Origin of the sequence: Streptomyces pseudovenezuelae (genome assembly GCF_029892565.1) — a bacterium.
GTDB lineage: Bacteria > Actinomycetota > Actinomycetes > Streptomycetales > Streptomycetaceae > Streptomyces > Streptomyces pseudovenezuelae_A.
This window is the reverse complement of sequence record NZ_JARXVH010000001.1, coordinates 836803-863776: the sequence shown is the minus strand read 5'-3', so window position 1 is coordinate 863776 and position 26974 is coordinate 836803. Positions and strand designations below refer to the sequence as shown.

The window sequence follows — 26974 nt, the reverse complement described above, 5'->3', positions numbered from 1 at the left end:
GGCCGTCGGTTGTGGGGCGGCGAGGTTGTCGGCCCCCTCGGTCAACTGTCTTTCGTCGTCCAGATGTTGGCGTCCCAGTCCAGGTGCCGGATGAGGTCGTCCTCGCCGGGGCGGGATGGTGGCGCGCCGGGGCCGGGGCGGGTCGGAGGCTTCCCTGAGTCCGGCCGGGTCGGGGGTGCGCTGGAGGCTGGTCGGGACGGCGGCGCCCCGGTACCCGGGCGGGACGGGGCGTTGCCGCCGCGCGAGATGTTTCCGCTGACCGTGATGTTGTGCTCCACGCGCGGGCGCCGGAGCGTCTCGTAGAGGGTGAGCGCGGAGTCGGTGTCCGGGGCGTCGCGCAGGCACTTGGCGAGGATGACCGCGTCCTCCATGGCCATCGACGCGCCCTGCCCGGTGGCGGGGGATGCGGCGTGCGCGGCGTCGCCGATCAGCAGGGTGCGGCCGAAGCGCCAGCGCGTGCCCGTGGGGATCTCGGTGGCGTTGGTGACCATGAGCTCGTCGGAGGTGGTCGCGACCAGGTCCGCGGCGGGCGTGGAGTCCTTGCTCAGCAACGGCACGAGCAGCTCACGCCAGTCGGCGGGCGTGCCCTGCGCCAACTCCTCTGCGGACAGCGGGTCACCGGCCACGCGCGCGAACCAGTACGTCTCCTCGGTGGGCGACACCGCGTAGCCGAAGGCGACGGCACTGCCACGCACCATGGTGATGCGGGCGTCGTCCGTCGAGGCCTCCGCCTCACTCCGGGCCCCCGCCTCACCCCTGGCCTCGGTATAGCCGTAGAACACCCGCTGCCCCGCATACACCGGCCGCACCTCGGGAGCGAACGTCCGCCGGACCGTGGAGTTGAGCCCGTCCGCGCCGATGAGCAGGTCGCCCGTGTCCGTGCTGCCGTCGCTGAAGCGGACCGTCACTCCGTCCGGGCCCTCCTCGACGGCGGTGAGTCGCGCACCGTGCCGGATGTCGATGCCGCGGCGCCCGGCCTCCTCCTGCAGCGCGGTGTTGAGCTCGCCGCGCCGCAGGCACCGGTACCTCAGTGGCGGGTCGTCGGCCTCGCCCAGGGGCACCTGCGCCAACTGGCCGCCGGTGTCGTCGAGCACGCGCATGGAGGTCAGCGGGAAGCCGGCCGCGCCGACCGCCGCCGACGCGTCGAGCTGCGCGAGGGCCCGCATGCCGTTGCTCGCCAGCGTCAGGAACGCGCCGATGTCCTCGGCCGAGTCGGGGTGCGCCTCGTACACGACGACGTCAAGTCCCGCCCTGTGCAGGGCCAGCGCCGTCGTCGTACCGGCGATACCGCCACCGATGACCAGTACCCGTGCCATGTAGCTCCCCGTTCCGGCTCCACCACGACCGTCCTGATGACTCCTGACGACCTCTGATGATCCAACGCCCGACCCACCCCTCGGGTTCCTCGGTCCGTCCTCAGCCGGTGCCGGGTTGGACGAGCTTGAAAAGGAGGCGGACGGCGGCCCGTCGAGCGGCTTGGCGCAGGCGTACGGGAGGCGCGGGGACCGGCGTCGCACCCACGCGCGGGAGGAGTGCTTCGGCGTTCGTGCGGTTGACGGCGCGCAGGATCTCGGGCGCCACGCCGGTGTCGAGGCCCTGGGCGAAGTACTGCCCGGCCGGTCCGGGCGCGTACGGCCAGTCGCTGCCGAACAGGACGTGCCCGGGGCGCGCGAAGGCCGGCAGCGTCGGCAGCGCGGCCGGGCTGGAGGACAGCGCGGTGTCGAAGTAGAAGCTCCGGAAGTCGTCCAGGGTGTCCAGCGGGCTGCGTCCGATGTCACCGGCGAGGGCGATGGCCATGCGGTGCGAGGCGTACGGCACGAAGCCGCCCGCGTGGCTGAGGATGAAGCGGATGTTCGGGTACGTGCGCACAATGCCGTTGCGTACGAGGAGGTAGGCGGCCCGCGTGGTGTCCAGGAGGAAGTCCGCGGCGAACGGCGGGATGCCGTCGATCGCCGGAGCCGGCAGCTCGGCCGGGTGGACGAACACCACGGCACTCCGCTCGTCCAGGGCCCGCCACAGGGCGTCCTGGCCGCCCGCGCCCAGATAGACCCCCTGGTTGTTGGCGAGCAACGTGACCCCGTCGGCACCGAGTTCGTCCAACGCCCGCACGGCCTCCGCGGCGGACGCGGCGACATCGGGCATCGGCAGGGTCGCGAAGTACCCGAAGCGGCCGGGGTGTTGGGCAGGTAGGGAGGCGGAGTAGTCGTTGAGCTGCCTCGCCACAACACCCGCCTCGGCCGGGTCGTCGAGAAAACCGGTACCGGGCGTGGAGACCGACAAGAAGGCCGTCTCCGTACCCAACAGGTCCATCAACTCCAGCGCTGATTCGGCACTCCACTCCGGCAACGCCCGGCCCCCGGCCCCCGGCGTCGGTGAGGCCCGCCTTGGCGAGCAGATCGCGGTAGAAGGGCGGAACGAGGTGCTGGTGTACGTCGATTCGGCGGGTGGCGGGTGTCATCCCTTGTTCCTTTCTGCCATGCGGACACCGTCAGCGCCGGCTCCGGTCCTCCGCCCCACCCGGACGTCCCACCCGTACGTTCCGCCCGTACCTCCACCGGTACTCGATCGCCGGCGTGCCGATCCAGCTGCACCTCAGTCGTCTCGCCCGCCCTCTTGAATATTTCCTCAGTTCCCTTGACCAAGGTGCACGACATCGCGTGGGTGGAGTTCGCCGGGGTGATCAGCCGGCCGCGCCGCGGCGTGACGCGGGGATGGGGTGTCGCATGGGGACGGTCGCGGCCGTGGAGGCGATCAGAACGGTGGCGTCGGCCTCCTCGTCGTTGAGGACGCGGTGCTCCTTCGACGAGTCGAAGTGCACCGAGTCGCCCGCCGCGAGGTCCAGCGACTTGCCGGAGATGTCGAGGGTGATCGCCCCGGACAGGACGTGCAGCCACTCCTCGCCCACGTGCTTGGCCATCTTGGTGTGCTTGCCGGGCTCCAGTACCACCCGGATCACCGACATCGTCTCGCGCGGTCCGCTCAGGACGGTGTACCGGCCGTCCTGGCCGTCGTGGGTCATCGCCGCCTCGGCGCGCACCAGATGGAAGTCGTCCGCGTCCGGTTCCTGCACCAACTCGCTGATGGAGACGCCGTAGACGCGGGCGATCTGCAGCAGGCTCCCGATGGACGGCTTGCGCAGCCCCTTCTCCAGGCGCGACAGGTGCGCCGACGAGATGCCCGTCTGCTCGGCCAGCGTCGTCAGGGTGATGCCACGCTCGCTGCGCAGATCCTTCAGGCGTCGGGCCACCCAGAGATCAGCGTCGTCCTCGATCGACATTTCGGCACGATAACACGCCTGTGAGGCAATTCGACGCGCCTGTCGGGTACGGTCGGGCGGCGTCAGCTCGCCTCCGGGACCAGGGCCAGCAACTCGTCCGCGAGCGTCTGCGGCTGGGTCAGCAGTCCGACGTGGGTGATCCCGCTCAGGCCGACGATCCGGAAACCGCGCTGCTGCGCCGAGGGGATCAGATCCGCGAAGAAGCCCTGACCGGTGCAGTGGAGGTAGGTCACCGGTTTGGTGGCGAGCGCTTCCTCACTGCCGGGGCCCAGCGGTTCCTGGTGCGTGCGCACGGGCATCGGCGCCAGCTTGCTCGCCAGCCAGGCGGTGCCCTCCTCGTCCGCGCCGAGGAGGGCGGGATCCAGCGGTGCCACCTCCCACTCCGCCGACGCGGGCGTCTCGGCGAACGCCTTCTCCAGCCAGGGCAGCAGGGAGAACGCCGAGTCACCGGTCGTCGGGGAGAACGCGTCCGCGTACACCACCTGGCCGACACGATCGGGGACGAGCGCGGCCGCCGCCGTGATCACCATGCCGCCGTAGCTGTGCCCGACCAGGATCGCGTCCTCCAGCCGGTCGAAGGTCAGCAGTTCGGCGATGTCCTGGGCGTGCACGCTCACCCCGACGTCCGGCGTGGAGAGGTGATGCCGTTCGGCGAGACCGGTGAGGGTGGGCGTCAGCACCGTGTGACCGGCCTTCTCCAGTGGCGGCCGCAACCGGTCCCAGACCCAGCCGCCGCCCCGCGAACCGTGCACGAGTACGAAGGTCGCCATCTCTTCCACTCTCCCTGAGGTCCAACGGCCGCATGGCCGATGCCGACAGGATCGTGGTTCGGCTCTGCCAAGGTGAGCCTGTGTGGCAATTAATATTGCCTTTTAGGTCAGGGGGCTAGGTGTGAGTCCTACAGCAGAGCCAACCCCGGTTCGTGCAGCACGGCCGCCACATCGGCCAGCAGCTCGGAACCCTGCTTGCCGTCCATGAGCCGGTGGTCGAACGAGAGCGCCAGTTGTGTGACCCAGCGCGGCTCGATGCGCTCGTCGCCGTTGTCGTCCTGGACCACCCACGGCATACGGCGGATGGCGCCCACGGCGAGGATGGCGGCCTCACCGGGGTTCAGGATGGGCGTGCCGGTGTCGACGCCGAAGACACCGACGTTGGTCAGCGTGATCGTGCCGCCCAGCATGTCCTGCGGAGACGTGCGGCCGGCGCGGGCCGTGGCGGTCAACGCCGCGAACGCCTCGGCGAGTTCCCGCAGCGACATCCGGTCCGCGCTCTTGATGTTGGGCACGACCAGACCACGGTCCGTGGCCGCCGCGACCCCGAGATTGACGTAGTGCTTCAGCACGATCTCCTGCGCTTCCTCGTCCCAACTGGCGTTGGCCTCCGGGGTCGTGGCCAGGGCGATGAGGAGAGCGCGGGCGAAGAACACCAGGGGAGTGACCCGTACCTCACGGAACTCCCGTCTCCCTGCCACGAGTTCGCGCAGCCGCATCGTGGCGCTCACGTCGACCGTGATGAACTCGGTGACATGCGGCGCGGTGAACGCCGAGGCGACCATCGCGGCGGCCGTGTGCTTGCGTACTCCTCGGATGGGGATGCGGGTCTCCGGGGACTCCGAGTGATGCTCGATCGACCCGATGCCACCGCCGTACGGGATGCGGATCACGACGGGCATGGACAGCAACCCGGCCGAGCGGTGCCGGAGTTTGGCGAGCTGGCTGATGATCTGGTTGACGGCCGGATAGACGAAACCGTCGAACTGGATCTCGCAGACCGGCCGGTAGCCGCGCATCGCCAGCCCGATGGCGGCTCCGACGATGCCCGCCTCGCCCAGCGGAGTGTCGATTCCCTTCAGGTCGCCGAACTCCTTCCGCAGTCCGTCCGTCACGCGGAACACGCCCCCGAGCCGGCCGATGTCCTCGCCCATGAGGAGAACCTTGGGATCGTCGAGCAGCGCTTGGCGCAGGCCGTCGTTGAGGGCTTTCATCATGGACACGGTCACTGCGGCGCTCCGTCCTGCTGCCCGAGGGCGACGGACTCCAGGTGGTCGTGGAGCTGTCGGCGCAGCTCGGCCGGCATCTCCGTGTACGCGTGCTCGAAGGGGGCGGCGGGATCCGGTTCGGGCAGGGCCCGGCAGCCGCTGCGCAGGCGTTCGGCCAGTTCGCGCTCGCGCTGCTCGACGTCCGCGAAGTACGCCTCGTCCACGGCCTCGCCGAGCAGGCCGAAGACCTCGCGTGGGAAGCGTTCCGTCTCCTCGAACTCGGCTGCGCGAGGCGCGAGTTCGCGGTCCGCGATGTCGATCGTCAGCTCCAGCAGCTCGCGGGCTTCACTGGAGGGCAGTTCGCGCTCAACCTTCACCGCACGGAGCTGATCGACGGCGTCGACCGGGCCATCCTCGACCTGCTCGTGGAGGACGGCCGCAGAACCATGACCGAGATCGCCGACCGCGTGGGCCTGTCCCCGTCGGCGGTCAAGCGGCGGGTCGACCGGCTGGAACGGGTCGGGGTGATCTCGGGCTGCACCGTCCTGCTCGACCACGGCAAGCTCGGCACCAGCCTGGAGGCCTTCGTCGAGCTCCGGTTCGCCGGGGACGTCAAGGTCGAGACGATCGCCATGGCCGCGGCCAGCGTCGCGGAGGCCCAGGAAGTGTTCACCGTGGCCGGCGACCCCGACGCCCTGGTGCGTGTCCGGGTCGCCAACGTCCAGCACCTGCGCGACGTCATCGACCGGCTGCGGCGTACGGGCGCGGTGATCGGCACCAAGACGCTGATGGTGCTGGGCACTTGGCGGCGGGGGGCTGACTCCGGATCGACTCCGGACCGCCTCCGCGCCCGGCGATCGGCCCGTCTAGTTGCCTAGTAGGCAAATGATATTGCCTGGGAGGTTGACGCGTCGAGGGAGATGGTTGCAGTCTGAACGGAACTTCACTTCACTTCGGCGTATGGGAGGGCGGGACACGATGGCCGTCACCGCTGACAGCAGCACGACGAACACGGACGACGTCCAGGAGCTGGACATCCCCCAGCTCGCGGAGGCGCAGGGCGGCGTCGAGGCCGAGCGGGCCCACCGGAAGCGTCAGCTGGCGGTGGCGTTCCGGATCTTCGCCCGCTACGGCTACGACGAGGGGATCGCGGGGCACATCACCGCGCGGGATCCCGAGTTCCCGGACCGGTTCTGGGTCAACCCGTACGCGGTCCACTTCTCCAAGATCCGGGTGAGCGACCTGCTGCTCATCGACGAGGAGGGGCGCGTGATCGAAGGGGAGCGCCGGACCAACAAGGCCGCCTTCTGGATCCACTCCTCCATCCATCACGCCCGCCAGGACGTCGTCGCGGTCGCCCACGCCCACACCATCCACGGCAGGGCCTTCGCCTCCCTGGACAAGCCCCTCGCGCCGATCGTCCAGGAGTCCTGCGCGTTCTACGGCGACCACGTCCTGTTCGACGAGTACAAGGGCCTGGTCCTGGAGAAGTCCGAGGGCGAGCGGATCGCGGTCCGCCTCGGTGACCGCAGGGCGGCCATCCTCCGGCACCACGGGCTGCTGACGGTCGGCCGGTCCGTGGAGGAGGCCGCGTGGTGGTTCATCACCATGGAGCGCGCCTGCCAGATGCAGCTCCTTGCCGATGCCGCGGGAACTCCGCGCGTCATGAGCGAGGAGGAAGTGACGCTCGCGCACCGCCAGTTCAGCAACGCGAACATGGCACGGCACAACTTCAACCTGCTCGCCGACCTGGTCGTGGAGCAGGAGCCCGACGTCCTGAAGTAACCAGCAAGCCCTCCCGGCAGGCCGGTTCCCTCCCGGCCGTGCCAACAGCTGGGCGGCCGCCGGCAAAGGCAGGGGCAAGGTTCGCCTCCCCGGCCCGCCACACGCGGCGCAACGACCAACTGGCAACGCAACGTTCACTCAGGGGCCTTTGTGGCCCGCCAGGGTGCGGTCGTTCAGCTCAACTGCTCGTCAGGGAGGGCATCATGACCGCACATGCGGGGACATCGGACGGGTCGACGAAAACTTCCGAATCTTCCGAGGGGTTCAGCCGTCGGCACGCGCTGGGTCTGCTCGGCACCGCGGGGGCCGGCGCCGCCGTCACCCCGTTGCTGGGGGCGGGCACCGCGGACGCTTCTCCGCTCGCCGACCCGGCCTTTCACCTCACCGCCGACTCGTCCGGCGCACCCCCGGTCCAGGGGCTGCACCTGACCTTCGGGGCGGATCCGCGCACCCAGATGACGGTTTCGTGGATCACCGACAGACCGGTGGTCAAACCCGTGGTGCGCTACGGCACCCTGGAGCACGGCTTCGGCTCCAGTGCGAAGGCCCGGACCGTCACCTACGTCGACGGCACCTCCAACCGCACGGTCTACGTCCACCACGCCGCGCTCAACCGGCTCACCCCGGGCACCGACTACATCTACCTCGCCACGCACGAGGGCACCACGCCCGACAGCGGTACGTTCCGCACGGCGCCGCGCGGGCGCAAGCCGCTCACCTTCACCAGCTTCGGCGACCAGTCCGCCCCGCAGGTGACCTGGGCGGCCGACGGCACGGTCGCGCTGGACGCGAACTCCACCCCCGCGACGAAGGACATCGTCACCGGCATCGAGCAGGTCGCCCCGCTCTTCCACCTGCTCAACGGCGACCTCTGCTACGCCAACCTGGACGTCGACCGGGTGCGCACCTGGAACAACTTCTTCACCAACAACACCCGTTCGGCGCGCTTCCGTCCCTGGATGCCGGCAGCCGGCAACCACGAGATCGAGAAGGCCAACGGCCCGATCGGACTCGGCGCCTACCAAACCTACTTCGACCTCCCCTCCACCGAGACCGACGACGAACTCGCGGGCCTGTGGTACGCGTTCACGGCCGGCTCCGTCCGCGTGATCGTGCTGCAGAACGACGACAACTGCCTCCAGGACGGCGGCGACGTCTACATCAGCGGCTACTCCGGCGGACGTCAACTCGCATTCCTGGAAAAGGAGTTGAAGGCGGCGCGGGCCTCTCGTGACGTCGACTGGGTGGTCGTCGCCATGCACCAGGTGATGATCAGCTCCTCGGACGCCAACGGCGCCGACCTCGGCCTGCGCCAGAAGTACGGCCCGCTCTTCGACCGCTACGGCGTCGACCTGGTCCTGTGCGGCCACGAGCACAACTACGAGCGCTCGCTGGCCGTCCGTGGAGTCGTCAACGGCAGCGAGACGCTGACCCCCAACCCGGTCTCGCACGCCACCGACTCCATCGACACCGGCCTCGGCACCGTCCACATGATCCTCGGCGGCGGTGGCGTCTCCGGCACCACGAACCAGGCCTTCTTCAAGGACGGCACCGGCAAGGTCATCACCGCCGTGTCGGCGACCCCCGGCTCCAACGGCAAGCGCACCTCCACGTACGTCAAGGAGGAAGCGGTCTGGATCGGCGTCCGCGACACCGAACACCCCTACGGCTTCGCCGCGTTCACCGTCGACCCCGGCCATCACCCGGGCGACACCACCCGCATGCACGTCACCTACTACAACGTGAACAAGCCGCACGGCGAGCTGTCGGTCTTCGAGAACTTCACCCTCCACCGCAAGCGCTCCGATGGCCACGGCAGGTAACACGTCCGAGGGTCCGACCGAGCCCAACAGGGCCTGGCAGAGCCCGACAGGGCCCGATACCCGGTCCGCGGACGCCGTCCCGACGGGACCCGTCAGCGGACCAGGTCGCTCGGATCGGCGCCGACTGCCGGCGTCTGTACGGCGGAGGCGAGCAGCGCCAGTCTGTCGGCGCTGTCGGTGCCGGCGTCCGGGTGGTAGACGACGAGTGTCTGGCCTTCGGCGCCGTCGATGCTCAGCCGCTCCCGGTTCAGTTGCAGCCCACCGACCTGGGGGTGCTCGATGTGCTTGGGCGCGGCTTCGCAGGCCTGTACGTCGTGGCGGGCCCAGAGTCGGCTGAACAGGGGGCTGGCGAGGGAGAGTTCACCGACGAGCTCGATGAACCGGGGGTCGTCCGTGTCGGCGCCGACCGACTCGCGGAAGCCGGCGACCATGCCCCCGGCCGCGCTCTCCCAGTACGGGTAGAGCGCCTGCTCGGCCGGGTCGAGGAACAGGGACCGCAGCCGGTTGGCTCCCGCCGTGAAGCGCGGTGACAGAGCCGTCGCCAAGGAGTTGGCGGCGAGGACGTCGAAGTAGCGGCCCTCGACCAGTGCCGGCAGCGGGAGCGTGGCGATGAGCTTGGCGACACCCGACGGGACCGTCTCCTTCCGGGGCCGGGGCCTCGGGCGGTGCCGTCGAGGTCGGTCGGCGCCGAGCAGCAGCAGGTGCGCCGTCGCGTCGGCGTCGAGAAGCAGCACGCGCGCGATGGACTCCAGGACCTGCACGGAGGGGTTGCGGTCGCGGCCCTGCTCCAGCCGCAGGTAGTAGTCGGCGCTGATGCCGGCGAGCATCGCGACCTCTTCCCGACGCAGGCCCCGCACCCGTCGTACCCCGATCACGGGGATACCGACCTGCTCAGGGGTGACGAGCTCGCGGCGGGCGCGCACGTACTCGCCCAGCAGATTCGATTCGTCCGGCATCTCCCCACTGTAAATCGCCTGCTCGCGCGCCCGCCTGGTCCTGTCACCCCCAGGATCGCGGGGGCCCTGGCTGGGGCCGAGCGCGGGCGGCAGCGTGACCGGTGGCCAGTCGAAGGCGTGCTGATCAGCGACGCCGGCCACCACAGCGAGGAGCGACAGCCATGTCTACGTATCTACTGGTGCACGGTGCCTGGCACAGCGGACAGTGCTGGGAGCGGGTGGTGCCGCTGCTGACGGCGGCCGGACACCGGGTGCTCGCGCCGTCGCTGACCGGCCACGGCGACAAGGCACATCTGCTCAGCCGCGAGGTCGGCCTCGACACGCACGTCGACGACGTCGTCGGGCTGATCGTCGAGGAGGACCTCACCGACGTGGTCCTCGTGGGACACAGCTACGCCGGACTGGTCGTCTCGTCCGCGGCCAACCAGGTCCCGGACCGGATCGCCCAGCTGGTCTACCTCGACGCGATGGTCCCGGTGGACGGCGAGCGCGCGACCGATGTCCTTCCCGTGACCCAGGCGCTGATCGACCTGGCCGTGCGGTCCGGCAGTGGCTGGCGGATTCCGCCGATGCCCGAACTGCCGCCGCCCGGTGGCCTGTTCGGGGTCACCGACCCGGCGGACATCGCCTGGCTGCGCACGACGCTGTCGGACCAGTCGGCACTCTGCCTCCAGCAACCGGTCCGACTGGACAACCCCGCGGTGAACGAGATCCCCCGGACCCACATCCACTGCGTGGGCAGCGAACCGGAGGGCTTCGAGCGACGCCCCGTCCCCGCGACACAGCCCAACGGCACCCCGGCGCAGGTGTGGGAGCTGACCAGCGGCCACGACTGCATGATCACCACGCCGGCCGAACTCACCGACCTGCTGCTCAAGCTCGGCTGACCGGATCAGATCAAGCTCGGCTGCTGCCCGCTGAGCAGGCGGCCCGCGCCGGGCACGACCGTCGGCAGGCCCAGCTCGACGAGGACGCGGTACGCCGTGGCGGTGGCCGCCGAGAGCACCGGCAGCCCCGCTGCCTCCTCCACCGGCTGGATCGACGGGAGCGAGGGCATCTGGACGCAGGCGGACAGGACGAGCGCGTCGGCCCGGGACAGGTCCAGGCGTCGCCAGTGTTCGTGCAGGTCGGCGGGGCCCGCAGACCGGCTCGTACGACGGCATGGTCGTCGACGATCAGGATGCGCACCGCCGCGACCGCGGCGCCGTCGCTCATGCCGCGCCCGCGGTGATACGCGCCCGCACCGGTACGGTCGCTCTGGCTCGGGTCCCGCGTCCAGGAACGCCGTCGACGGTGAGCGTGCCCTCCAGCTCGGCCAATCGGTCGCGCGCGGCGGCAAGTCCGAAGCCCCGTCCGTCCGTTGAGGAGAGTGTGGCCGCCGCCGGGTCGAATCCCGTTCCGTCGTCGCTGACCTCGACCGCCACGGCCCCGTCGGCGTGCTGGAGGGTGACCTGGACCTGCGTGGCGTGAGCGTGCTCGCACGCGTTCGCCAGCAGCCCCCGGGTCACGCGGAGCAGGGCGACGGCCTGGTCGGCGGGGACCGAACCGGGCTCGCCCTGCGTGGATATGGAGACCGAGGGAGCACCCGGAGCCGCGTCCGCGCGAGCGCACAGCTCGTGCAGTGCCGTCTCCAGGCCGTCGCGTTCCAGGCCGGGCGGGGTGAGGTCGTGGATGATGCCGCGGGTCTCCGCGAGGTGTGTGCCGAGGGCGTCGACGACGGCCCGTACCTGTCGTCGTGCCGCGTCCGGCCTGCGGTCCCAGTCCCGTTCGGCGGCCTGGAGCAGCATGCGGCTGCCCGCGATCTCCTGCGCCAGGGTGTCGTGCAGGTCCCGGGCGAGCCGGGCCCGCTCGGCAAGACGCCCGGCCTCGCGCTGCCGGGCCGCCAACTCGCCTCTCGTGGCGGTCAGTTCACGCATCAGGCGGTCCTGGGTGCGGTGGAGGGCCACGGTCGCCCAGATCGCGGCGGTCGGCGGTGCGACGAGTTCGAGATCGAACCCGCCCCTGATCCGGACGAGCGTCGCCACGAACAGCACGGTCGTCACCCATAGCGCCGCGAGCGGCAGCCGGCGGCCGGGCATCCGCTGCGCCACGACGGCCAGGGGGACGGCCAACCAGACGTACCCGGTGGTGAGTTCGGGCGGAAGGACCCAGCAGACGCCTCCCCACAGCAGCAGGAGCAGCGCCAGCCAGGCGGGCCTGCCCCGGGTGCCGAGCCGGTCCCACCGCACCAGTCCGCCCACGTACACCACGGCCAGCACCACCATGGGCGGGGCGACGACCCAGCACAGCCATGTGTGCACGGCGAAGAGCCGGGCGAGGGTGCCGGCCGCGACGGCCAGGAAGACCAGGTGCGGCAGTTGCCTCGCCGACAAGGACAGCCTGCGCAGGGTGAAACGAGAGGGGGGCACGGCAGCGGCTCCCTGCTGGGCGACGGTCACGACAGGAGCGGCAGACTGTAACCCGAACCAGTGTGTGACCGGCGTAAACCGGCAGGGAGCCGCAGGGCACCCGGTGTCAGCGACCCGGGTGCAGGCCCAGGACCCCGGGGGAGGGGGCGCCCTGCACCTCGCCGAAGTACAGCGCGAAGGTCTGCTTGAGCTGCTCGACCGTGGCGCGGTCCTCCATGAACACCGGGAAGCCGTCCAGGTTGGCGTCCTTGTACTCCCAGATCGGCTTGAGGCCGCTCTTCACCGGCATGTCCGTACGGACCGACCAGCCGCTGTACGACGTCTGCTGGACCTCGGGAGACAGCATCCAGTTCAGGTACAGCTTGGCGGCCGCGGGGTGGGCCCCCTGCTTCAGGATCGCGGCCCGCTGGCCCCACGCCATGAACGGGTGCCCCGCGCTGGGCAGCGCCCACCTCGACGCCCCGCCGGTGGCGAGCAGGCTGCCCGACGAACCGACGCCGATGCTCTTCTGGCCGGCCCCCACCGCGACCCCCGCCTTGTGGGAGCCGCGGGCGAACTGCGGCTGCTGCGCGGCGAACTTGGCGACCCACTCCCAGCCGTACTTCCGCACATAGAGCGAGAACAGGTAGAACACCGCGTCGTCGTCATGCGGGTACGAGGAGGCGATGGCGCCCTTCCAGCGCGGGTCGACGAAGTCCAGCGGGGTACGGGGCACGTCGGCGCCGACCGCCGCCACGTTGTAGACGAAGCTGAACGCGACGGCCATGACCGCCGTCCAGGCACCGCCCGCGTCCTTGAACTTCGGGTGGACGACGGAGAACCCGGCGGGCTTGTAGGGCAGCAGCTCGCCCTGCCGGGCCCAGCGGGTGAAGTCCTGGAGCGTCTGGAGCTGGACGACATCCGGGACCAGGGTGTCGGTGGCGAGCTGGTTGTCGATCCGTACGTCGTGGAACTTGCTGTAGTCCACGACGATCGTCAGGTCGATATCAGGGAACCTGCTCCCGAACCCCGCCCGGAAGCCCGCCAGTTGGTCGTCGACATCACCGCCCGCGTAGACGACGAGCCTGCCGCCCTCGGCGAGCGCGGCCGCATACAGCTCGTCCAGCGACCGGGTCTCCTCCCGTACGAAGACACCGGAGGACGATCCGGCGCCGCTCCCGCTGCCGCGCGCGTTCTCCGCGGCGCTCGCGGTGGCGGCCCCGGTCGCCGCGGCCACGGTCGCTCCGGCACCGACCGCGAGAATGCAGCGCCTGCTGATGTTGCTGGACATGGGTGGGGGCCCTCTCTCCGCCTGCCGAGCCCTGGTCCCGCGCGTCGCGGACCCGGGCCTGATCCGGGTCGACCGCGACTCCGGCTCGCTCCGGTCGACCGCGGGCGAGTCGAGTCTCCGGCCCGGGCAGGCGTCCGCGCGTCGCCCATCGGCACGCACCCCGTTCAACTCTTCGGTTGAACGGCGCTCGCCGTCGCGGGCTCCTGTACGGCCGCGCTCGGTGGCTGGGTGAAATGGCGGGCCGCGCCCAGGACGAGCACCGCCAGGACGGCCGGTGCCGCGTAGGCCAGCCGGAACTCGCCCGTGGAGCCGAGGAGCCCGCTCACGGCGCCACCGGTGACGACACCCGCGTAGTTGAAGAGGTTGAGGCGGGCCAGGACCGCTTCCGAGGCGCCGGGACGCAACCGAGCCGCGGAGGCAAGACACAGCGGGGCCAGCACGGACGCCCCCAGCCCCACCGCCCCGGCCGCGAGCACGGCGAACGGCCAGCTCGGCGCGGCGGCCATGCCCGCCAGCGCACCCGCGACCGACAGAGCGGCGGTGCGTACGACGGCGCCCGCCCCGAACCTCTGCACAAGGCGGTCGGTGGCGGCGCGGCCGACGACCGTGCCGGCCTGGTAGGCCGCGTACGCCATCGGCGCCACCGTGAGGGACGCGGCGAGGGTCTGGCGCAGATAGACCGCCGACCAGGCCGAGACGGTCGAGTCCACGACGTAGACGACGAGGAGGACCAGGCCGAAGGGGAGGAGCCGGGTCCACAGGCGGCGCCCCAGGGGCGGCTGCGCCGACGGGGATGTCGATTCCGCGGCGGCGGGCAGGGCGTGCGCGCAGATGCAGACGGCGATGACCAGGAGGATGCCCGCCTGCACGGTCAGGCCGCCGGCCACGGGCCACTCCAGCCGGGCGGCCCCGGCGGTGAGCAGGGCCGAGACGACGGCGCCCACGCTCCACGCCGCGTAGAAGGAGCCGAAGACGCTGCGGCCGTAGGCGCGTTCGATCGCGGCGGCCCGGGTGTTGATCCCGACGTCGAGGGCACCGATCGCGAGGCCGAAGAGGACGTACGCGCAGACGGCGGTCGCCTGGCCGGGGGCCACGCCGATCAGCGTCAGCGCGGCGGCGGCTGTCACCAGGGCCCCGCGCGTCGTCGGGACGGGACCGGCGACGCGGACCGCGGCCAGCCCGAGGAAGCTGCCGGCGCCGGCCATCAGGGCCACCGCGACCAGCGTGGTGGTCGTGAGGAGCGGGGTCATTTTGAGGTGTTCGGTGACCGCGGGGACGGTCGTGTACACGGCGGCGACGGACACACCCTGCGCGGCGAACGCGAGCGTCGCCGCCCTTCGGGCGCCGGCCTTGGCGGCGGGGCGCCCGGCCTGGGCTCGACCTGGAGCACTGACGGACATGTACGGACCGTAGTCAGCCGTAGCAGGACGAACGCAGGACGCCGGGGGCCGTTGAGGGGACTCCGGCGGCCAGCGCGCGTGTCCGGTGATGCCCGGATGCTTACGGTGGTCGCCCACGAGGAGGTGAGTGCGATGCTCCCTGCCCCCACCCCGGCAGACCCGCACGGGACCAACCGCAGCACGTCGGCGACGATCCAGCCGAACATCCTGCGCTATCTCGTCATGGTCGCCGACGAACGCGGCGTCGACCTACGTCCCCTGCTGAGCCAGGTCGGCCTCGACGAGACGCTGATGCGCTCCGCCGCGCTGCGGGTGTCCTACCGGCAGGGCAGCGCGGTGATCCGGCGTGCGCTGGAGCTCACCGGGGACGAGCGGCTGGGGCTGAGGGTCGGCGCGGCGCAGCACCTGACCGCGTGGGGCCTGCTCGGCTTCGCGCTGCTGGCCGACGACACGCTGCGGCACGCCATCGAGACCGGGGTGAAGTACCAGAACCTCTCCGGCGCGATGACCGTGTGGTCGACCGGAGTCGGCGAGGACGGCGCCTTCTTCCTGCGCGCCGACCTGCCCGACCCCGCCATCGACCCGAGCGTGGCGTCCTTCCTGATCGAGGAGGGGCTCGCCTCCGTGGTCACCCTGTCCCGACTGGCCGTCGGCCCGGACTTCGCCCCACGCGTGGTGGAGTTCTCCTCCTCGCCGCCACCCCGCCAACGCGAGCTGTACGGCGCCCTGTTCGGCTGCCCGGTCCGCTTCCGCGCCCCGGCCGACCGCATCGTCATCGACCCCGCATGGGCCCGCGCCGCAATGCACGGCCGCGACCCGGTGACGTACGCCTCGACCCTGGAGACACTCGACGCCCAACTGGCCTCCCGCACCGACCAACAGGACCTCCTCGAAGTCCTGGAGGTGTCCGTCGCGCAGAGCCTCCCGGTGATCCCGTCCTTCGGCGAACAGGCACGACGGCACGCGACGAGCGAGCGGACACTGCGCCGCAGGCTCGCCGACTGCGGCACGACGTACGAGGCACTCGCCGAGGGAGTACGCAGGGAACGCGTCGAACAGCTGCTGCTCCGACCGGAGTTGACGCTGCGTGACATCGCCCACCGCGCGGGATTCTCCGACGAACGGGCCCTGCGCCGCGCGGTACGCCGCTGGCACGGCACCTCCCCGGTCCAGCTGCGGGAGCAACTACTCCGGGCGGCGGCGCACCGCGAGTGACCCGGTCAACGGGTCGGGATCCAGACCGCCTTCTCCCGCTGCTCGGGTCAACGAGTGCGGATCCAGACCGTCTTCTCCCGGGTCCACTGGTCGAAGGCGTTCGTGGACTTCTCCACCCCGCCGAACCCCGACTGCTTCCAGCCGCCGAAGGGGGTGGTGATGTCGCCCTCGCTGTACGCGTTGACGGAGACCACGCCCGCCTCGATGCCACGGGCCAGCCGCAGCGCGGTGTCGAGGTCGCGGGTCCAGACGGAGGCGGCGAGCCCGTACTCGGTGGCGTTGGCCCTGCGTACCGCCTCGTCCTCCGAGTCGAAGGTCTCGACGGTGACCACGGGACCGAACAACTCCCTTGTGAGTACGGCGCTTTCGGCGGGTGCGCGGGTGATCACCGTGGGCGGGTAGTAGGCGCCGCGCGAGGGCAGCCCGTGGGGGAGTCCCGCGGTGTGGATCTGGGCTCCGGCCGCCCGGGCGGCATCCACGGCTTCCGCGACCCGGTCGAAGGCGGCGCGATTGATGAGCGGTCCCTGCTGGGTCCGCGGGTCCGCCGGATCGCCGATGACGAGGTCCCGTGCCGCGGCCGTGAACCGCTCCACGACCTCCTCGGCGATGCTGCGGTGCACCAACACCCGTGATCCGGCAGTGCAGTTCTGGCCCATGGTCAGGAACGCGGCCTCGATCATGTCGGCGATGAGGTCGTCGCCGTAGGAGAGCGCGTCGGCCATCAGTACCTGGGGGCTCTTGCCGCCCATCTCCAGGGAGACGCGCTTGAAGTTGCTGTCGGCGGCCGCTTTGAGGATGCGGCGGCCGGTGGCGGTGGAGCCGGTGAAGGAGAGTGCCTGGACGAGGGGATCGCGGGCGAGGGCGGCTCCGGCTTCCTCGCCGTAGCCGGGGAGGGCCGTGAGTACGCCGTCGGGCAGGCCGGCCTCGGCGGCGAGGGCGGCGAGGTGCAGGGCCGAGCGGGGAGTGGCCTCGGCGGGCTTGAGCAGCAGACAGTTGCCCGCCGCCAGGGCGGGGCCGACCTTCCAAGTGGCCATCGCCAGGGGGTAGTTCCACGGGAGGATCGCCGCGGCGACACCGACCGGTTCGCGGGTGATGAGACCGAGGCCGTCGGGTCCGCTCGGTGCGACCCGGCCGAAGACCTTGTCGGCGGCCTCGGCGAACCAGCGGATCGACTCGATCGCGCCCGGTACGTCGCCCGTACGGCACTCGGTGATGGGCTTGCCCGCGTCCTCGCTGTCCAGCCGGGCGAGGATCTCGGCGTCGCGTTGCATCAGGTCGGCGAGGCGTAGCAGTACGGCGCTCCGCTCACGGACCGGCAGCCGGGACCATATCCCGGTGTCGTAGGTGAGTTGGGCCTGTTCAGCGGCCTTGGTGACGTCGGCGGTGCTCGCGGCGGGGAGGGTGGTGATCGGTTCGCCGGTGGCCGGGTTGACGATGGTCAGCGTCTCGTTCCTGGTCATGCCTCCTCCACCAACTCCCAGCGCCCGTCCGTCTGTCGGGCCAGTCCGCGGCGGCGCAGCTCCTCCAGATAGCGGGCCATGCCGCGGTCACCGCGCTTGCGGAACAGAGGGAAGAGCCTGGGCAGCAGGTTCGGTACGAGCATCGCGAACCGTACGAGACGGGACTCACCGGCCCGGGGGTAGGCCTCCAGGCGGGGCTTGTCCAGCAGGCTCACGACGGCCGTGACGACGTCGGTCGGCTGCTGCGGTGGGTCCTGGAACTGCATGGAGTTGCCGCCGTCCACCGCCTCCTGGCGCAGCATCCGGGTGTCGGTCGCCGACGGGAGTACCGACCCGGCCAGGATGCCCTTGCTGCGCAGGTCGAGGCCGATGGCCAGCATCGCGCCGCGCAGCCCGAACTTGGACGCCGTGTAGATCGGGGTCTCGCCCAGCGGGAAGACCCCGCCGAGGGAGACGGTCGTGACCACGCGGGCGTCCGGGGAGGCCTTCAGCAGGGGGATCGCGATCCGGGTGGCGACCAGCGGGGAGGTGAGGTTGAGGGTGATCTCCCGCTCGATGCTCTCGACACTGCGGACGTCGAAGCGCTCCGAGCTGGTCATGCCCACGTTGTTCACGAGCACGTCGAGACGACCGTAGACGTCGGCGACCCGCTCGAACAGCCGCTCCATCTGGGCACGGTCCAGCAGATCGCAGCCGATTCCCGTGTGCCCGACGCCGGGCAGCTCCGCGGCCACCTTCTGGGCTCGGACCTCGTCGATGTCGACGACGACGCAGCGGGCCCCTGCGGAGGCGAAGCGGCGGCACAGGGCACTGCCGATGCCGCCCGCGCCACCGGTGACCAGCATGACCTTGTCGGTGAAGTCGAACCTGCTCATACCGTCGCCTCCGCCGCTGCCCCTGTTTCCGCCGCCTCCGTGCGCCGCAGGGGCCGTACCGGCGGCGGCTGGCCCTCGGTACGCCAACCCATCCGGCGTGCGACCTTGCCGAGGTACTTCACGAACGCCCCGCTGTCGACGTAGCCGGTGTGCCGGGGCGAGGCCACGAACTTCAGGCCGCCGGACAGGTCCGGACGGTCGGCGCGGATCATCTGGGCGAACCGCTCCGCGTTCGGCAGCCGGTGCCGCGCGTCGTGCACGTACCCGGCGATCAACTGCGCCTGGGTGTCGAAGAGTTGGTACGCGCCGGAGTTGGTCTCGATGAACCCGATGCCGAACAGGCCCTCGTGCTCGCGCGAGAACGACGACAGGTACAGGTCGGGATGCTGCTCGTCGCCGAAGTACCGCTGGGCGACCGGCACTTTGTGGACGTAGCCCGTGGCCAGCAGGACGAGATCGAAGTCGTCGCTCGTGCCGTCCGTGAAGTGCACGGTCCTGCCCTCGGCGCGGGCGATGCCGGGCCGGGCGGTGATGTCGCCGTGCTGGAGGTGGTGGATCAGCATGGAGTTGATGGCCGGGTGGGTCTCGAAGAGCTTGTGGTCCGGCTTCTGCAGGCCCAGCCGTGTCGGGTCGCCGTTGATGACGCGGAGCAGGGTGCCGAAGACGCGCTGCGCCAGCCACATCGGCAGATGCGGGCCACTGTTGGCGATGGTGTCCACCGGCCGCCCGAACAGATGCTTCGGAATGAACCAGTACCCGCGCCGCATGCTGACCACCGCGTGGTCGGCGGTCCGGGCCGCGTCGCACGCGATGTCGCAGCCGGAGTTCCCGGCGCCCACGACCAGGACGCGCTTCCCCCGCAGCTCCTCCGCGCTGCGATAGTCGACGGTGTGCCGGACCTCCCCGCTGAACTCCCCTGGAATGTCAGGGATGTTGGGGTGCCACTGCGCGCCCGTGCACACCACGACCTGCCCGTGCACGCTCGCCCGCCCGTCGGCCCGGGTGACCGTCCAGGTGCCGTCCGCGTTCTTCTCGACGCCCGCGACCTCGGCGCCGAACTCGATCCGGCCGGTCAGCCCGTAGGCGTCGGCGAAGGACCGCAGGTACGACAGGATCTGCCGGTGCGGCGGGTAGTCCGCGAAGTGGTCGGGCATCGGGAAGCCGCCGAAGCCCGAAAGCGTCCTGCTGGAGATGAAGTGGGCCGACTCGTACATCGGGCTGCCGGGGTTCTCGATGTCCCAGATGCCGCCGGGCCCGGTGTGCCGCTCCAGATGCGTGTACGGCAGATCGCGCTCCGCCAGGGCCCTGGCGACCGCCAGCCCGGCAGGTCCCGCGCCGATCACACACGTATCAAACTGGTCTTCTTCGTTCACGAGCCTGCCTCCTCGTTCGTCCCGTTTCACGGGCGGTGGAGGAAACGTATGCAAGTGCTGTTCCGAGGGAACTGACCCGCGCGGCCAGGGACCGGACCTCAGCGGCCGTGCCCCGGCCGTCGCACGGTCAGGGCGTTCAGCTGTGCGAAAACCGACTTGTTCGGGCGACTGGTTCGTGAGACTCAGTCGCTATGATGGGGACATGGCTCATGTCTCCGCGGCCGAGCGCCGTCCCCAGCTGATCAAAGCGGCCATCGACTTCATGACCCGGGAAGGGGTCGCGGCCGGCAGCACGCGGGCCATCGCCGCCGAGTTGGGGGTGGCCCAGGCCACGGTGCACTACACCTTCGGTACGAAGGAAGGGCTGTACCGCGCCGTCATGGAGCAGCTCACCCAGGATCTGCTGGCCCAGGTCGAACAGGCGGCACCGGCCGACGGCGGTTTCGAGGAGACGCTCGGCGCGCTGGCGGCGGCGCTGTGGCGGACGGTGCGTGAGCAGCCCGCGAGCCATCAACTCCTCACGGAACTCACGATGTTCGCGCTCCGCTCGCCCGCCTTGCGCGAGGCCCTGGATGCGCACTACCGGGGAGTGATCGAGGTGACCGCGAGACTGATCACCGAGGCGGCGGAACGCACCGGCCGGCCCCTCGCGCAGCCCGCCGACACGATCGCGCGGTTCTTCCTCGCCGGCTTCGACGGGCTCACGCTGCAACACCTCTCGACCCTCGACGACGAGGCCGAACACACCTGTCTGCAGGCCTTCGTGTCCGCGGCGGTGGCGATGGCCGGGGGGCGGCTGGAGCTGGTGGCGGTGCCTGTGGCCGCGTCCTGAGCCGACGCGGTGAAGGGCGCCCTCGTGCGGTACGAGGGCGCCCTTCGTCCGTGGTTCGGCCGCCGTCGGTCAGCCGCGCACGCTGAGGGTCTCGGAGCGGATCAGCGTGTTGAGGTTGGCCATCGAGGTGCGCATGTTCGCCCGCATGCCGGGTTGCTGGATCCGGTCGAGGAGGAGCCCGAGGGGGCCGAGACCGATGACGTACTCCACCTTGTAGGTCATCCGCGTGACCTCCCTCCCGTCCGCGCTCCGGACCGGCTCGAACTCGAAGATGCTGGTCACCTCCTTCAGCGGGGCGAACCCGACCCCGGCGTCGACGCGGCGCCTGAGGGGGTCGATCTCCACCACCGTCCACACCGAGTCGGTGCGCAACGGGCCGAGGGTGCGGTTGCGTTCGGCGTAGGTCCCGCCCAGAGCGGCGATGCCGTGGTGGTCGGTGACCTCGATGGCGCTGGCGACCCACTCGGCGTACCGGTCGGTGCGGGAGACGACCTCCCAGACGCGCTCGACGGGAGCGTCGACGACGGCGCGTTCGGTGACGTGGAACTTGGTCATGTGCGGTTCTCCTTCTTGCTGTTGTCGTTCTTCTGACTTCTGATCGCGGTCAGCTCTGGTGCAGGAGTTCGGTGGCGGTGTGCCGGCCGGAGCGGACGGCGCCGTCCATGAAGCCGTTCCAGTACGGGGAGAACTCGGACCCGGCCCAGTGCACGCGCCCGAACGCCCGGCCCAGCCACTCCCCGTACTCGGTCAGCACTCCGGGGGCGGCGACGGACGTCGGGCCGCCCCGGGTCCACTGCTCGGCGGTCCAGTCCTGCTCGACGTAGTCGACGGTGTCGTAGGCCCGTTCCCCGACGACCTGGGCGAAGGAGCGCAGCACCGCGCCACGGCGCTCGCCCGCCGGGCGGTGCGCCCACTTGCGCCACTCCTTGCCGCCGAGGAATCCCATGAGCACGCCCGGTCCGCCGTCGGGCGGGGAGTTGTCGAACATCTCGCGGATCGGCGAACCGCCCCGCAGCAGCCCCATGCCGGACAGGCCCTCGGCCCGCCAGAACGGGGTGTCGTAGACGGCCACGCACTTCATGAGCGTGCCGAACGGCAGCCGCTGGAACAGCTGGTCCTGCTGCGGCGGCAACAACGGGTCCCAGACGATGCGCGAAGCGAGCAGCGGCGGTACGGCGACGATCACGCGGTCGGCCCGCCAGTCACCGGCGTCGGAGACCACGGTGACCCCGTCGGCGTCCTGACTGATACGGCGGACCGGGGCCGACAGGTGGACGCGGCCGTCGAGTTCCTCGGCCAGCCGCGTCGCGACCAGCTGCGAGCCGCCGACGAACCGGCTGTCCTGCGCGCCGCCGGAGGTGCCGGTGCCGCGCTCCATGGTGCCCGGGTGGATCTCGTCGCCGAACGTCGAGACGTACCAGAGGCTGAACAGCGCCGACGCGTCGCGCGCCTCGCCGCCGTACGCGGAGTTGAGAAAGATGTTGATCAAGTCGACTGCGTCACCGGTGACTTCGGCCTTGCGCAGCCAGGTCTCGTACGTCATCCCGTCCAGGTCACGGGCGTTGGGGGCCCGCCACGGCGCCGCCGGGGGCACCTTGCCCGCCGCCCGGCCGATGCGGGCCAGGGCGATGCCCATGTCCGGGAGGGCGAGGAGGTCCGGGGGAGTGTGCCCCGCGAACCGCCGGGCCTTGCCGTCGCGGACGTAGACCCGCTCGCAGGGTACGGCGGCCTCGTACGTGGCCACGCCGACCTCCTTGGCCAGCGCCAGGATGTGGTCCTGGGTCGGGCCCACGAACTGCCCCCCGATCTCGGTCACTTGGCCGTCACCGAGGTCGTGGTTGAGCAGCCGCCCGCCGACCCGGTCGCGGGCCTCCAGGACGGCCACGGACCTGCCCGCGGCGACGAGTTCACGTGCCGCGGTGAGTCCGGCCAGCCCGGCGCCGATCACGACGACGTCTACCCGCGTGCTGTGCGTACTGGTCATGGTCACTCCTTGGCTCACAGCGGTGAAGGGGTTGCCGCACAACCTACAGGCGACCTTGTCACTCGACAAGGTCGAATGGTCTTGTCGCCTGAACTGTGGCTCTGAGCTGGGCTTGTCCCGCAAGAGACATGCGTCACGGTTGAATGACTTGGTCGCCCGACTTGAGCAGGTGATAAAGTCGAGCTCATCGATCGGGACGCCCCTCTGCACCGGCCCGTCACGCGGCCGGCGTCCGACCGGCGCTCCTTCCCCATTTCCCGCCCCGTTCCAGGGAGTTCGTCATGGCCGTCCTGCTTCACCGACTGGGCCACAGCGCCTACCGGCACCGAAAGCTCGTCCTGGGTATATGGCTTTTCGTTCTCGCCGCGCTCATCACCTGCGTCGGCATCTTCGGCGGCAAGCTCGACGACCGCTTCTCGGTGCCGGGCACCGAGTCGCAGCGGGCGTTGGACAGCCTGAGCAAGACCCTTCCGGAGGCCTCGGGCGCCAGCGCCCAGATCGTCTTCACCGCGCCCGAGGGCCACCGGGTCACCGAGGCGACCTACACGGCGGCCATCGCTCAGTCCGTGGCGGAGGCCAAGAAGGCGCCGCAGGTCAGCGGGGTCGTCGACCCCCAGTCCTCCGGCGCCGTCTCGGCCGACCGCACGACGGCGATCGTCCAGATCCACTACCCCGTACAGACCGCGGAGGTCCGTACGTCATCCGTGGACGCCATCCAGGACGCGGCCCGCGCGGCCGAGACGGACGGGCTGCGGACCTCGGTGGGCGGCTCCGTCTTCAACAGCAAGGGCGTCCACATCGGACCGTCGGAGATCATCGGCGTGGCCGTGGCGCTGCTCGTCCTCGTCGTCACGTTCGGGTCGCTGCTCGTCGCCGGCATGGCACTGCTGCCCGCGCTGATCGGCGTGGCCGCCGGTCTGGCCGGGCTGCTGGCTCTCGCACCCGCGGTCAGCATCTCCTCCACGGCCGTGACGCTCGCCCTGATGCTGGGCCTGGCCGTGGGTATCGACTACGTGCTGTTCATCCTCTCCCGCCACCGACAGCAACTCGCCCGTGGCGCCGACCCGAAGGAATCCGTCGCGCTGGCGGTCGGTACGGCCGGCAGTGCCGTCGTCTTCGCCGGCGCCACCGTGATCATCGCGCTCGCCGCGCTGAGCGTCATCGGCATCCCGTTCCTGACCACGATGGGTCTCGGGGCCGCCGGCGCCGTCCTCATCGCCGTACTGGCCGCGATCACTCTCGTCCCCGCCATCGCGGGATTCGCCGGTGCGCGGCTCGCCCCCAAGCCCGGCAGCCGCGCCGCCCGGCGGGCCGCCGACGCCGAGGGCTCCGCCGATACGGAGGGTTCCGCCGACGCCGAGGGCTCCACCGACGTCGAGAGGGTCACCGGCCGTACCACTCTGGGCACTCGCTGGACCAAGTTGGTCATCGCCAAGCCGCTCCTGACCGTCCTCGCCGTCGCGGGCGTCCTGGTGACCCTCATGCTGCCCGCCGCCGACCTGCGCCTGGCCCTCCCCGACAACGGCTCCGCGCCACACGCCTCCACCCAACGCACGGCCTACGACACGATCGACGACAAGTTCGGCCCCGGCTTCAACGGCCCTCTGCTCGTACTGGCCGAGACCAACGACGGTACGGCTGCCGCGAGTTCACAGGTCGGCGCCCAAGTGGCGGAGAAACTGCGGACCTTGAAGGAGGTCAAGGCCGTCCTGCCACCCGAGCCCACCAGTGACCCGACGCAGAGCGTCATCACCGTGCTGCCCGACTCCGGGCCCGACAGCGTCCGTACCGACCGACTCGTCCGTGAGATCCGCGAGGCCGCGCCCGAACTCCGCGTAACCACCGGCGCCTCGATCGCGGTCACCGGCACCACCGCCGTCAACATCGACGTCTCCAACCGTCTCAGCGACTCCCTGCTGCCCTTCGTCGCGATCGTCGTCGGCCTCAGCCTGCTCCTGCTGATGATCGTGTTCCGTTCCCTGGTCATCCCCGTCAAGGCCGCCGTCGGCTTCCTGCTCTCGGTGGGCGCCTCGCTCGGTCTGGTCGTCGCCGTCTTCCAGTGGGGCTGGCTGGCCGACGTCCTCGGCGTGCCGCACAGCGGCCCTGTCGTCAGCTTCCTGCCGATCATCCTGATCGGCGTGCTGTTCGGACTGGCCATGGACTACGAGGTGTTCCTCGTGTCCGGGATGCGCGAGGAATGGGCCCACACCGGCCGGGCCCGCCAGTCGGTCGTCGACGGCGCGCGGCACAGCGTGCGGGTCGTCACCGCCGCCGCGCTGATCATGTTCACCGTCTTCGCCGGGTTCTTCCCGCTGGACGACTCCCTCATCAAACCCATCGCGTTCGCCCTGGCCGTCGGCGTCGCCATCGACGCCTTCGCCGTCCGCATGACACTCGTACCGGCGGTCATCGCGCTCGCCGGCCGGGGAGCCTGGTGGCTGCCGGGCTGGTTGGACCGGATCCTGCCGGACCTCGACGTCGAGGGGAGCAGCCTTCAGAAGGCGGCATCGGTGGGAGCGGTGGCATCGGCGGCGCCGGGGGACCACAAGGAACCCGAACGCGTCTCCTGAACGTCACGGACCGGGTCGGCGTCGTCAACGGGGTGTCCGCGGAGGTTCAGGCGCCGAGCCCCAACCCGCCGTCGACAGGGCCGGGCCCGGTCACTGGAGTGTCCAGGTCTGGTTGTCCCTGCCGTTGCACTCCCACAGGACCGCCCCCGTTCCGCTCGCACCCCCGAAGATGTCGACGCACTTCTGGGACTGATCGGCCATCAGCTGGGTGCCGGCGAGGTGGAACCGCTGACTGGAATCGCCGTTGCAGTCGGCTAGTTGGATCTGGGTCCGGTCGTCGGTGGCCCCTCCGGCCACGGTCATGCACTTCCCCGCTGAGCGGAGGGTGCCACCCGATCCGGTCTGCCAGCGCTGCCCCGCGGAGTTGTCGCAGGTGGCCTGGATCAGCTGGATTCCCTCGGTGGCGGCGCCGCTGCTGAGGCACTTCCCGGACGCGGCGACCACCAGGGCGTGGCCTGTCGGGGCGGCCGGTGCGTCGGATCCGTTCGCCGGGGAGGTGTCCTTGCCTTCGGATTCCGGCTCGTCGCCCTCCTGTGCGGCTATGGATGCCGACTGCGATGAGGCGGGTGTCGGCGAGGTGACGTCGGAGTTCGCGGAGTGGGACGCCTTGGGGGAGGAAGTGGCGGGTGCGGATGCGTCCGTGGAGTGTTGAGCGGGGTCGTCGGCCGGGAGCGGGCCGTCCGATGCCGCGGCGACGGTGCCGTTCTTCTCCGTCGGCAGGTTGATCAGGACGGCGATCGTGATCAACAGGGCCGTGGCGATGGCTGCGGCCAGGACTACCGGCTGCTTCGAACGGCCCGGGGACCGCTGCGTCTGCAGGTCGGTGGTACCGGGCTGCGGCGGTTCTGCGGGCGGCTCGGCAGCGGATGCCCCGGACACCGGAGCCGGAGCCGGAGCCTTGTCGGGCGTCGCCCGGGCGGCGGGCGGAACGACAGCCGCGCCGCCTTCACTTGCTGGTAGTCGCAGCAGATACTCGGCGTCCTCGGCCGACAGCCGGTCGGCCGGTTTGGCCACGAGCAGCCCCTGGATCAGCGGGGTGAGAGACCCGGCGCCGCGCGCTTCGGGAGCCGGCTCCATGGCGATGGCGTACATCGTCTGCGCAGCCGTTTTCCGGAGGAACGGTGAGCGGCCCTCGATCGCCTGGAAGAGCGTTGCGCCCAGCGCCCACAGGTCGCCCTCCGGTCCCGGCTTGGCGTCGACGAGACGTTCGGGGGCCATGAAGTCGACGGACCCCACGAGTTGGCCGGTGCGGGTGAGATTCGAGGTCTCGGTGGCCTGGGCGATGCCGAAGTCGGTGAGGACCACGCGTCCGTCCTGGGCGAGCAGTACGTTGGCGGGTTTCACGTCCCGGTGCAGGACTCCGGCCCGGTGGGCGGCCCGCAGCGCGGCGATCACGCCGCGGCCGATCCGGGCGACCTCGTCGAGCGGGACCGGGCCGTGCGCCTTGATCCGGTCGGCGAGGGTGGTGGAGGGCACGTACTCCATGACGATGGTGGGCCGGCCCTCGTCGTCCACGACGTCGTGGACGACAACGACGTTGGGGTGGCTGATCCGGGCGGCGCTGTGCGCCTCGCGCCGTGCACGCTCGAAGAGGGTGGCGAGTTCGTCGTCGTCGAGTTGGGGCTGGGGGTGGAGCTTCTTGACGGCGACCTGGCGGCCGAGGAGTTCGTCGTGGGCACGCCACACGGTGGCCATGCCGCCTCGGCCGATGCGGTCCAGGACGCGGTACCGGCCGGCGATCAGCCGCCCTTCGTCGGACACCGTGGCT

The 26974-nt window shown here is 70.9% G+C and carries 23 protein-coding genes and 1 pseudogene; 7 read left to right on the top strand and 17 right to left on the bottom strand.

Annotation, left to right across the window (positions count from 1 at the left end; genetic code table 11):
* Window positions 1-41: 41 nt before the first annotated feature.
* From M2283_RS03855 to M2283_RS51895, 6 genes and pseudogenes are all read right to left on the bottom strand, one after another.
* Window positions 42-1316 (bottom strand): NAD(P)/FAD-dependent oxidoreductase, encoded by a 1275-nt coding sequence (locus tag M2283_RS03855; protein WP_280874503.1) that lies wholly within the window; start codon window positions 1314-1316, stop codon window positions 42-44.
* A 100-nt stretch (window positions 1317-1416) separates the two neighbouring features.
* Window positions 1417-2458 (bottom strand): annotated as a pseudogene (locus M2283_RS03850) (amidohydrolase family protein).
* Window positions 2459-2680: 222 nt separating this feature from the next.
* Window positions 2681-3277 carry a cupin domain-containing protein gene (locus M2283_RS03845; RefSeq protein WP_280874502.1) on the bottom strand — a complete coding sequence of 199 codons (597 nt, stop codon included), beginning with the start codon at window positions 3275-3277 and terminating at the stop codon, window positions 2681-2683.
* Between the two features lie 62 nt (window positions 3278-3339).
* Window positions 3340-4047, bottom strand: a complete 708-nt coding sequence (locus tag M2283_RS03840) for an alpha/beta hydrolase (RefSeq protein ID WP_280874501.1) — start codon at window positions 4045-4047, stop codon at window positions 3340-3342.
* Between the two features lie 128 nt (window positions 4048-4175).
* Complete coding sequence (locus M2283_RS03835) at window positions 4176-5261, bottom strand: 2-oxo acid dehydrogenase subunit E2 (protein WP_432423022.1); 1086 nt, start codon at window positions 5259-5261, stop codon at window positions 4176-4178.
* 11 nt (window positions 5262-5272) lie between these two features.
* Window positions 5273-5632, bottom strand: coding sequence for a hypothetical protein (locus tag M2283_RS51895; RefSeq protein WP_432423028.1), 360 nt, complete (start codon window positions 5630-5632; stop codon window positions 5273-5275).
* A 9-nt stretch (window positions 5633-5641) separates the two neighbouring features.
* On the opposite strand from M2283_RS51895, the gene M2283_RS03820 reads away from it, so the two are divergent.
* The 3 genes from M2283_RS03820 to M2283_RS03810 all read left to right on the top strand — a co-directional run bounded on the left by M2283_RS03820 (window position 5642) and on the right by M2283_RS03810 (window position 8863).
* Complete coding sequence (locus M2283_RS03820; protein ID WP_348538893.1) at window positions 5642-6133, top strand: Lrp/AsnC family transcriptional regulator; 492 nt, start codon at window positions 5642-5644, stop codon at window positions 6131-6133.
* Between the two features lie 100 nt (window positions 6134-6233).
* Window positions 6234-7040, top strand: a complete 807-nt coding sequence (locus M2283_RS03815; protein ID WP_280874500.1) for a class II aldolase/adducin family protein — start codon at window positions 6234-6236, stop codon at window positions 7038-7040.
* A gap of 203 nt (window positions 7041-7243) precedes the next feature.
* The gene (locus M2283_RS03810; RefSeq protein ID WP_280874499.1) at window positions 7244-8863 is read left to right on the top strand and encodes a purple acid phosphatase family protein; all 1620 of its coding nucleotides are present in this window, start codon (window positions 7244-7246) and stop codon (window positions 8861-8863) included.
* Between the two features lie 92 nt (window positions 8864-8955).
* Here the strand turns inward: M2283_RS03810 and M2283_RS03805 are convergent, their stop codons facing one another.
* Entirely contained in the window at window positions 8956-9819 is an 864-nt protein-coding gene (locus tag M2283_RS03805; RefSeq protein WP_280874498.1) for a helix-turn-helix domain-containing protein, read from the bottom strand.
* Between the two features lie 161 nt (window positions 9820-9980).
* Between M2283_RS03805 and M2283_RS03800 the strand changes: the two genes are divergently transcribed.
* Window positions 9981-10706, top strand: coding sequence for an alpha/beta fold hydrolase (locus M2283_RS03800; protein WP_280874497.1), 726 nt, complete (start codon window positions 9981-9983; stop codon window positions 10704-10706).
* 5 nt (window positions 10707-10711) lie between these two features.
* Here the strand turns inward: M2283_RS03800 and M2283_RS51595 are convergent, their stop codons facing one another.
* The 4 genes from M2283_RS51595 to M2283_RS03780 all read right to left on the bottom strand — a co-directional run bounded on the left by M2283_RS51595 (window position 10712) and on the right by M2283_RS03780 (window position 14897).
* The gene (locus M2283_RS51595; protein WP_348538891.1) at window positions 10712-10876 is read right to left on the bottom strand and encodes a hypothetical protein; all 165 of its coding nucleotides are present in this window, start codon (window positions 10874-10876) and stop codon (window positions 10712-10714) included.
* Window positions 10877-11030: 154 nt separating this feature from the next.
* A complete protein-coding gene (locus M2283_RS03790; RefSeq protein ID WP_280874496.1) occupies window positions 11031-12227 on the bottom strand; it encodes a sensor histidine kinase in 1197 nt (398 codons plus the stop codon).
* A gap of 106 nt (window positions 12228-12333) precedes the next feature.
* Window positions 12334-13497: an ABC transporter substrate-binding protein gene (locus tag M2283_RS03785; protein WP_280874495.1), complete on the bottom strand. Its 1164-nt coding sequence runs from the start codon at window positions 13495-13497 to the stop codon at window positions 12334-12336.
* A 164-nt stretch (window positions 13498-13661) separates the two neighbouring features.
* Window positions 13662-14897 carry an MFS transporter gene (locus tag M2283_RS03780; protein WP_280874494.1) on the bottom strand — a complete coding sequence of 412 codons (1236 nt, stop codon included), beginning with the start codon at window positions 14895-14897 and terminating at the stop codon, window positions 13662-13664.
* 132 nt (window positions 14898-15029) lie between these two features.
* On the opposite strand from M2283_RS03780, the gene M2283_RS03775 reads away from it, so the two are divergent.
* On the top strand, window positions 15030-16112 hold the full coding sequence (locus M2283_RS03775; protein ID WP_280874493.1) for an AraC family transcriptional regulator: 1083 nt from the start codon (window positions 15030-15032) through the stop codon (window positions 16110-16112).
* 47 nt (window positions 16113-16159) lie between these two features.
* Here the strand turns inward: M2283_RS03775 and M2283_RS03770 are convergent, their stop codons facing one another.
* From M2283_RS03770 to M2283_RS03760, 3 genes are read right to left on the bottom strand one after another with little or no spacing between them, the layout of a single operon-like run.
* Window positions 16160-17572 (bottom strand): aldehyde dehydrogenase family protein, encoded by a 1413-nt coding sequence (locus M2283_RS03770; RefSeq protein ID WP_280874492.1) that lies wholly within the window; start codon window positions 17570-17572, stop codon window positions 16160-16162.
* Complete coding sequence (locus tag M2283_RS03765) at window positions 17569-18447, bottom strand: SDR family NAD(P)-dependent oxidoreductase (protein WP_280874491.1); 879 nt, start codon at window positions 18445-18447, stop codon at window positions 17569-17571. The genes M2283_RS03770 and M2283_RS03765 overlap by 4 nt, the downstream gene beginning before the upstream one ends.
* Window positions 18444-19820 (bottom strand): flavin-containing monooxygenase, encoded by a 1377-nt coding sequence (locus M2283_RS03760; protein ID WP_432423017.1) that lies wholly within the window; start codon window positions 19818-19820, stop codon window positions 18444-18446. Before M2283_RS03760 ends, M2283_RS03765 begins: the two co-directional genes overlap by 4 nt.
* 202 nt (window positions 19821-20022) lie before the next feature.
* Here M2283_RS03760 and M2283_RS03755 point away from each other — a divergent pair, with 202 nt between their 5' ends.
* Window positions 20023-20652 carry a TetR/AcrR family transcriptional regulator gene (locus M2283_RS03755; RefSeq protein WP_280874490.1) on the top strand — a complete coding sequence of 210 codons (630 nt, stop codon included), beginning with the start codon at window positions 20023-20025 and terminating at the stop codon, window positions 20650-20652.
* A gap of 69 nt (window positions 20653-20721) precedes the next feature.
* Here the strand turns inward: M2283_RS03755 and M2283_RS03750 are convergent, their stop codons facing one another.
* Together M2283_RS03750 and M2283_RS03745 are read right to left on the bottom strand one after the other, a co-directional pair.
* Entirely contained in the window at window positions 20722-21207 is a 486-nt protein-coding gene (locus M2283_RS03750) for an SRPBCC family protein (RefSeq protein WP_280874489.1), read from the bottom strand.
* Window positions 21208-21256: 49 nt separating this feature from the next.
* Entirely contained in the window at window positions 21257-22636 is a 1380-nt protein-coding gene (locus M2283_RS03745) for a flavin monoamine oxidase family protein (RefSeq protein WP_280874488.1), read from the bottom strand.
* A gap of 281 nt (window positions 22637-22917) precedes the next feature.
* On the opposite strand from M2283_RS03745, the gene M2283_RS03740 reads away from it, so the two are divergent.
* Complete coding sequence (locus tag M2283_RS03740; protein ID WP_280874487.1) at window positions 22918-25206, top strand: MMPL family transporter; 2289 nt, start codon at window positions 22918-22920, stop codon at window positions 25204-25206.
* Between the two features lie 90 nt (window positions 25207-25296).
* Here M2283_RS03740 and M2283_RS03735 read toward each other — a convergent pair whose 3' ends face one another.
* The gene (locus M2283_RS03735) at window positions 25297-26967 is read right to left on the bottom strand and encodes a serine/threonine protein kinase (RefSeq protein WP_280874486.1); all 1671 of its coding nucleotides are present in this window, start codon (window positions 26965-26967) and stop codon (window positions 25297-25299) included.
* Between the last annotated feature and the right edge of the window lie 7 nt (window positions 26968-26974).

Excerpts from the sequence above, each read along its gene's own strand:
- M2283_RS03855 (WP_280874503.1), bottom strand. The coding sequence starts at position 1,316 with ATGGCACGGGTACTGGTCATCGGTGGCGGTATCGCCGGTACGACGACG.
- M2283_RS03845 (WP_280874502.1), bottom strand. The coding sequence starts at position 3,277 with ATGTCGATCGAGGACGACGCTGATCTCTGGGTGGCCCGACGCCTGAAG.
- M2283_RS03840 (WP_280874501.1), bottom strand. The coding sequence starts at position 4,047 with ATGGCGACCTTCGTACTCGTGCACGGTTCGCGGGGCGGCGGCTGGGTC.
- M2283_RS03835 (WP_432423022.1), bottom strand. The coding sequence starts at position 5,261 with ATGAAAGCCCTCAACGACGGCCTGCGCCAAGCGCTGCTCGACGATCCC.
- M2283_RS03815 (WP_280874500.1), top strand. The coding sequence starts at position 6,234 with ATGGCCGTCACCGCTGACAGCAGCACGACGAACACGGACGACGTCCAG.
- M2283_RS03810 (WP_280874499.1), top strand. The coding sequence starts at position 7,244 with ATGACCGCACATGCGGGGACATCGGACGGGTCGACGAAAACTTCCGAA.
- M2283_RS03805 (WP_280874498.1), bottom strand. The coding sequence starts at position 9,819 with ATGCCGGACGAATCGAATCTGCTGGGCGAGTACGTGCGCGCCCGCCGC.
- M2283_RS03800 (WP_280874497.1), top strand. The coding sequence starts at position 9,981 with ATGTCTACGTATCTACTGGTGCACGGTGCCTGGCACAGCGGACAGTGC.
- M2283_RS51595 (WP_348538891.1), bottom strand. The coding sequence starts at position 10,876 with ATGCCCTCGCTCCCGTCGATCCAGCCGGTGGAGGAGGCAGCGGGGCTG.
- M2283_RS03785 (WP_280874495.1), bottom strand. The coding sequence starts at position 13,497 with ATGTCCAGCAACATCAGCAGGCGCTGCATTCTCGCGGTCGGTGCCGGA.
- M2283_RS03780 (WP_280874494.1), bottom strand. The coding sequence starts at position 14,897 with ATGTCCGTCAGTGCTCCAGGTCGAGCCCAGGCCGGGCGCCCCGCCGCC.
- M2283_RS03775 (WP_280874493.1), top strand. The coding sequence starts at position 15,030 with ATGCTCCCTGCCCCCACCCCGGCAGACCCGCACGGGACCAACCGCAGC.
- M2283_RS03770 (WP_280874492.1), bottom strand. The coding sequence starts at position 17,572 with ATGACCAGGAACGAGACGCTGACCATCGTCAACCCGGCCACCGGCGAA.
- M2283_RS03765 (WP_280874491.1), bottom strand. The coding sequence starts at position 18,447 with ATGAGCAGGTTCGACTTCACCGACAAGGTCATGCTGGTCACCGGTGGC.
- M2283_RS03755 (WP_280874490.1), top strand. The coding sequence starts at position 20,023 with ATGGCTCATGTCTCCGCGGCCGAGCGCCGTCCCCAGCTGATCAAAGCG.
- M2283_RS03750 (WP_280874489.1), bottom strand. The coding sequence starts at position 21,207 with ATGACCAAGTTCCACGTCACCGAACGCGCCGTCGTCGACGCTCCCGTC.
- M2283_RS03745 (WP_280874488.1), bottom strand. The coding sequence starts at position 22,636 with ATGACCAGTACGCACAGCACGCGGGTAGACGTCGTCGTGATCGGCGCC.
- M2283_RS03740 (WP_280874487.1), top strand. The coding sequence starts at position 22,918 with ATGGCCGTCCTGCTTCACCGACTGGGCCACAGCGCCTACCGGCACCGA.